Below are 6,480 nucleotides of genomic sequence, written 5' to 3'. Positions count from 1 at the left end.
TGTGCAGTCGTCAACAGCGCTTCCGCGCCATCGACAATCTGCCTGGAACCTGGCCCATCATTCTGCAATCGGTGGATCACCTCGCCCGGCGGGACGGTTCGAGAAAATTCGCAGCATGAAGTCGATGACGAGTTCCCGATGCTTGGCCGTGGCGAAGAGGTCGCTGCCTTCCAGCAGGGGCGAGCGCACCAGGAATGTCATGCCTCGCAGGAAGACGAGCATTTCCTGTTCGTCCATTTCACGGAATGTGCCGGTCTTGTCGCGCCGGGTCGCAGCAAGCAATGGATACACCAAGCTGTCGGCGGCCTTGTCAAGTTCCTCCGGATTTTCCGCATGGGCGCGTTCCAGGTTGAACACGAAACGCACGAGCCATGGGTCAAAGACCTGGAACGCCGAGAAGTATAACTCGACGACCCTGCGGTTCCCTTCACTACGTCATTGTCTAACTCATGCATAACAGAGTCGCGTCTAGCTTGCCGTCGCCGGCATCGATCACGCTGGCGACCGCTAAACCAAGATGGCACTTCGCTTCAGTAGCTCTGGCCAGCACTGACCAACCGCTTCAAAAAGGCTGGCAAGAAAAACGTGCCCCTCAAGCGCGTGCACGGAATGCAACTCTGACTTAAGGGGTTACAATAATGTTCGGCCCAGCGTTATGCGGAGATCTACTAGAATCGGACTTCTACCTTTAATGGGTAGAGGTCAACGATCTGACAACCCTTTGTATACGCCTAATCAGTTTATCGTCCGATCAATGAACACTAACTGGCTAGGCGAACAACTGCTGCTTTCTCTATACACTCTATGTGGGCAACTCTAACACGCCCTGATACTTTTATCTCCACTTCGTCGTCTTCAGAGGCACCGAGTAACGCCTCACCTAATGGCTCGGTGACAGAAATAACACCCGCCTCCGGCTTGTTCTCCGTGCGGCTGAGGCGCACTCGCAAGGGTTTTTCAGGTTTGTCGTCGAAGCGAATGACCACCAGGTCTCCTATCTCCACCTGAATCGCATCTAAAAAACCCTCATTTGAGTAAGCGTCCGTTGCAGACTTCGGCTCCGGTGATCTTGTGGCGACTACTGCTGAGCTCGGAGGCTCCTGCTGCGAGACTACAGAAGACTGGGTTGACCCAACATCTTTGCTTTCAGCCCTACTGGCTCCAGGACTAACCGCTGCAGTCGCAGCGTCTACTCGCCGATGCTCCGTGTAGCTCTCGTTGAGAGGAGCCGAACCAATCGGATCTATGCCAAGCCTGTTCAAGGTGCTGATCAGATCCTGGAGGCAGGCATGGGGATCGCCGATCCAGTTTGACCCCCAACAACGCCAGAACGTCCACCCGAGCCTCTCTAGCGCCTTCTGTCGGCGCATATCATCCGACCAATGTTCGGGGCCGTGATACTTGTCTCCATCTAGCTCTACAGCCAGTCTCCGGTCATTATGGCCTTCGATTACGAAATCGATGCGATAATCGCCTACGGGAACTTGAGGACGTAGCCGATAGCCAAGATTCAGCAGCTCGCGCCCAAACGTCCTCTCAAACTCCGACTCGCACAAATCGAGAACTTCTCCTGTGCGAACCACGTTACCGCCGGCCATGGGATCACGGAAATGCTCAATCACGTCGAGCTTCAGGTCACCTGGCTTCAAATCACTCGCAGAGACTGAACGGATCAGGTACAGCCTGTCACGAGCTCGCGACATAGCTACATTAAATCGCTGCCTGTAGACGCGGGATGTTTGGGAAACTGACGTGTTGGGGCAAGCCACCATCGAAAGAAAGATGATGTCTCTCTCCTGACCTTGATAGGTTGCAGCATCCCCGCACATTATTCTGTGCTTCTGGATCTTTTCTACACCGACCTCGGTGATCAGAAGGTCATAAATTCGTTTTGCTTGATATTCACCAATCAGGGAAATCACGCCGATCGTACGGTTAGCGTAGGCAGGGTCAGAAACCAGTCGATTGATCTCATCAACGATGTATTGCGCTTCTGCCTCATTTGTCTTCTTCGCTTTGTTACGCTGACCGTCTGGCAGATAAACGTCTACCAAGGGGGGATCGAGTCGCTCCGTAGCCCTCGGAATTCTTAACGGTATAAGAGGTTTTGGATAGAACCTGCTTGAGAACCTTATGATTGGCTCCACACAACGGAAGTGTTCGCGCAGCATAATTGCCTTGCCGGGGAACACCATCGAGCCCAGCTCGTAGAGTGATGTGCTAGGATCGATTTGGTCCGCAAATGGCAAACCCGTAAGGAACGTCGTTCGTAGCTGAACAACCTTTCTCTCTTCGATGCCGATTGCACTCGGGGAAACCTGCTTGTCGTCGCCAACTATTAGAACTTTTTGACCGCGGAGAATGGCTGGCAGCGACGTAATGTCAGACTGAGAGGCCTCATCTATGACAACGAGATGGAACAAAGATAGCTCAGCTGGAAGCTGTTCTGCTACTCTCCACTCAGGAAGAATCCAGCAGGGTACAGTCGAGGCGATATCCAAGGTGGCGTCTCGGATAATGCGCCTATAGCGACCTGCTGCCTTGCCAGTACCTTTTCCCAATCTCGAAATAGCGGCCGCAAACTTCGCCAAAGCTGCTTCAACTCTACCCGTCATTCCTTGCTTAAGGCCTAGGTATGTCCGGAGTTTAACAATCTCCACGAAAAGTCTCTTCTGCTCATCTTCAAGGGCGGTCCTGCGGTGCGTCAAAGCAGCAAGCCGGTCCCTATCCTGCAAGGAGCGAATGAAACCGCGGTACCGCGCCCATTGCCAACCCCCGTTCCATGTATCTATCGAAAAATTGAACTGGAATGGCTCAGCGCTTCTCAACAATTTGGAAAGAGTTGGCGCACCGGAACCCGCCACCAAAGAGAGAAGTGATTCAAATCGAACCAAGAGCCCTTCGGTCCCTCTAAGTCTATTCGCTTCGGCTACGATGTCCTTCCAAGCGTCGGCTAGATCTGCTGGCTTTACATCAGGTGCACCAAGTCTCTCTGAGACTGCGGCAACGGTAGAGTGCCAGGGTAGCTGCTTCCCACCAGAGAGGCGGACTAGATCGGTGATCAGTGCCTTCGCATCAGACAGTTCTTCATCCTCGAGTACAGCCGACATAGCAGATAGGATCAGCCCAAAGTCCCCGTCTCGAACTACTCTCTCAGCGTCAACACCGTATGGGAATAGCTGCCTCAGTATTGTGACCAACTCCGGAGCATATTCTGCCCCAGCTCTAAGGCCAGCTAAGAGCTCTCCTTGTTCAAGGAAAGAGGTTATATCGGGCGATGGCGACGGCTCACGTATCAATGCGCGTGACGCCGACGCCCAACGGGGAAGGAACGTAGCAAATTGCCTTCTCCACAGCACATAGCCGTATACTAACTTCCAATCCGCGGCAGAACTGGGCTTTACACCCCCTAGAGTGATCTGATCGAGCTGAGATTTGAGACCGCTTTTAAGAAAGCTAAACAGTCCGAATGGTTGCTTGCCGCTCGCCAAATCAAGCAGTGCTTGGACAAGACTGCCATCTTTGTTGTCTGCTTCTGCAACTTGGATATCACGTACATAGAAATCCCGCCCGCTATCAGCGAGTATTATCCAGTCGTGGATGACTTGCAGCAACACCGCTCTTCCTGCGGAATGGATCGCCTGTTGTTCGAGCATTGCATGATATGCAGCGATCAGTGCAGGTGTTTCTTGAGCACGTCCTAGAAGAGATACAAAATACCTCAGCCAGTCGGCAATCTCTCTTAACTGTTGAAGAGGAAGAACGTCGGTAGCCAAGATTGGAAGTTCCTTACGGTCTTTCTCCACTGTCTGTAGCGTTGACAATTCTCGATGGGCAGAAAGAATTTGGGTCTGAGACGGCAGAGAGGTAAGGTCAGGAACATCTAAGAGGCCATATAGCAGATCACTCCCCAGCGTCTGTCGAAGCGAGTGGATCTCCGCGACCTCCGAATCGCCAAACTGCGGCGAGAATTGTTCCTCGGTCGTGATCTCATCTGGAAACCAATCGAACTCTGGGCTAGCCGCAACAACCCTGCGTGCGAGATCCATAGGTGTGAGTTGTTCGTTTGAAACCTCAACCGTCTTAAGGTTTTTTTCAGCATAGGTATAAAGTTGGGCATCTAGCTCTGAGATATGCCGTTTCAAATCTGCTAGTCGCGCTTGCTTCTCGGCTATTTCCCTCTGCGCCGCGTCTGAGTTAATTTGCTTCGCTTGATCGGAGAGTAGTTGAACGGCATTTTCTAGCTGTTGATTGCCTTCTCTGTCATTGTGAATGACAGCGATAGCCAGCTCTCTTATTCCCTCCGGCAGCTTCTCTTGCAACGCAGTAAGGGCCTCAGGGGTCTTTGCCGTCACGAGTACGCGGCGTTTCGTTGCTAGATAGTGGCAAATGATGTTCGCGATAGTGTGGGTTTTGCCAGTTCCCGGTGGGCCTTGCACCAGGACGCCTGCCGTGGACTCATCTTCCAAGCGCCGTATGATCTCCACCTGGTCGTCGTTATAGGGGAGTGGAAAAAAGAAAGTCTTGTCTTCGGTACGAACCGCTGCGGAAGCACCCCCTGCGGACTCACTCCATCCACGACTGCTTTCTGGGAGAACGAGGCTTGATCGTGAAAGATCGATGCCGATACCGTCCCCATAGATCTGCTCATCGCTCGGTTCCTGAACAAACCTTGCGCCAGCGGGAGGCAAAGCGTCTTCCTCCTGCACCTCATCAACTCGCCTTATCAGGCGTTGTATGTCGTCTTTCCGGAAATCTTCTGTTCTTTGGCGGACAAACACAGCCCAGTGGCTGTCCACCTGCAATATTTCGGTTAGCTCTCTTCCCTGCTCGTCTTCCTTTAGATCAGGGACATACACGCCAGAAGCTGACAGCCTTGCTGCACATGCTCTCAGGGCAAACTCATATGTTCCCCGGTTAAACGGCGAAAACTCATAGTCGGGATCTTCTGCTTTCCGGTCGAGCTCTGAGCGGACGTCCTTCTCAAGAGTTTTGCTACCTTCGACTTCCAGCGCATGAAAGGCACGCAAGTTTAACTGAGTAGAAGTGTTGCGCGGTCGCACCGAAATCGAGCCATCTGCTTCCAATTCAAGTTCAACTAGCTGCTCGAGTATCGGCAGATTGATGAGGCCTTGTTGAGTCTTCCAACGGACAAACCCGATTCCCCAAACAAGCTCTATCGGGTTATCTTCGCCAAGTGATGTGATCCGCTGTTGGATCTGATAGAGCTTATTGTACAGATCAATGCATCGGCGACGTGGTTTTTCCAGAACGGCCCACTTGTTCCAAGGGCCAGCCAGATACTCCTCCCAAGCTGCGAGAAGACCCGGGACGTTCTTAGCTCTCAGAATAACGTCCAAAGTCTTTGGTTCTTTCTCGTCTTCAGAACCGATGGGTCGCATAATGTCTTCGATATCTGCGATTGCCCCCTCGTCCAGAAGCACGTCAATTTCCGTTGCACTCAGCTTAACGATGCGTTCGGCCAGCAATGTCGGAGGGTGATCCGGAGAAATCCGGGATGATTGCGCAACCCAACCCTCGTGCTGTGGCGAGAAATCGGGCGGCTTTGTCTCACGGAGGCGCTCAAGCCGGACCCAAGTCTCAGCGTCAACGTTAAATTCAATGCCGTCGAGACCTTCAAATTGCGTTGAATGGAAAAAGGGAAATGGCTCGCGAGTAACGTCGAATACGATCTTCTCATTCAGATTCAGAAGTTCTTGTGCGTAGAGAAGAGTGTTTCTGAGACCGCGTTTGACTTTCTCAATGCTCACCATATTCACCTTGTATATGCCTCAGATGAAGTTCAGCATGAGGCGGGTGAGCCTCACTATAATGATCTGATTTCTTTACGAAAGCCCCCGCAACTCATTTCGTCGCGCGGCGCCTGTGTCCTTGGAAGGCAGTTCTGTGCCAGCCTCATAGAGTTGCACGAATAAGAGGTTTCCTCTAACCCTTTGGTCTTGCTGGGCATCGTTTCTGCACTATGTTTTTCCGGTTGTCCTACCAAACCTCAGAAAATGCGCTTTTACGAGCAACCACATGATGTTGAATGTGGGGGGCATGAAGCAAGCACCGTTTCTGAGCGATCAGGACATGAAGGGGAATCTGAAGCGCTGTCGCGTTGGTGGGTTGCCCGTCATCCAAAAATGCCTTGAGCAACGGCCGCGGCAGGATAGCGCCCAGAGACGGGACGGAGGCAGCGCCTGCTCTGATCAACCATCATCCGGCATCGCTCGAGGGTTTCCGGGGTCTATGTCCAGCACCTGAGGCTTCAAAGGAACGAGAAAGCTATTCCCTATTGCTGGAGGAGTAGATGTTACCTTTGTGGCTAAACTCATCATTCTCCTGTATGACCATGTTGGGTGATTTGTATCACAGCACCCACAGCCCATTCGCCTATGTATCTCTAAAATCTAAGGATATCCCGCATGACCACACGCCGGCAACTGCTCAACGGAGCAGCCACACTCGCTGCCTACG

The 6,480-nt window shown here is 52.4% G+C and carries 2 protein-coding genes; both read right to left on the bottom strand.

Going from position 1 to position 6,480, the window contains the following annotated elements; translation table 11 throughout:
* Positions 1-57: 57 nt before the first annotated feature.
* Entirely contained in the window at positions 58-366 is a 309-nt protein-coding gene (locus WCJ41_RS19575; RefSeq protein ID WP_336907520.1) for a hypothetical protein, read from the bottom strand.
* A gap of 395 nt (positions 367-761) precedes the next feature.
* Entirely contained in the window at positions 762-5,771 is a 5,010-nt protein-coding gene (locus tag WCJ41_RS19570; RefSeq protein WP_336907519.1) for an AAA domain-containing protein, read from the bottom strand.
* Positions 5,772-6,480: the final 709 nt, after the last annotated feature.

The sequence above is a fragment of the Aestuariivirga sp. genome, assembly GCF_037139295.1.
Lineage (GTDB): Bacteria > Pseudomonadota > Alphaproteobacteria > Rhizobiales > Aestuariivirgaceae > Aestuariivirga.
The sequence above is the reverse complement of the archived record's forward strand: the minus strand, read 5'-3'. Positions and strand labels throughout refer to the sequence as shown.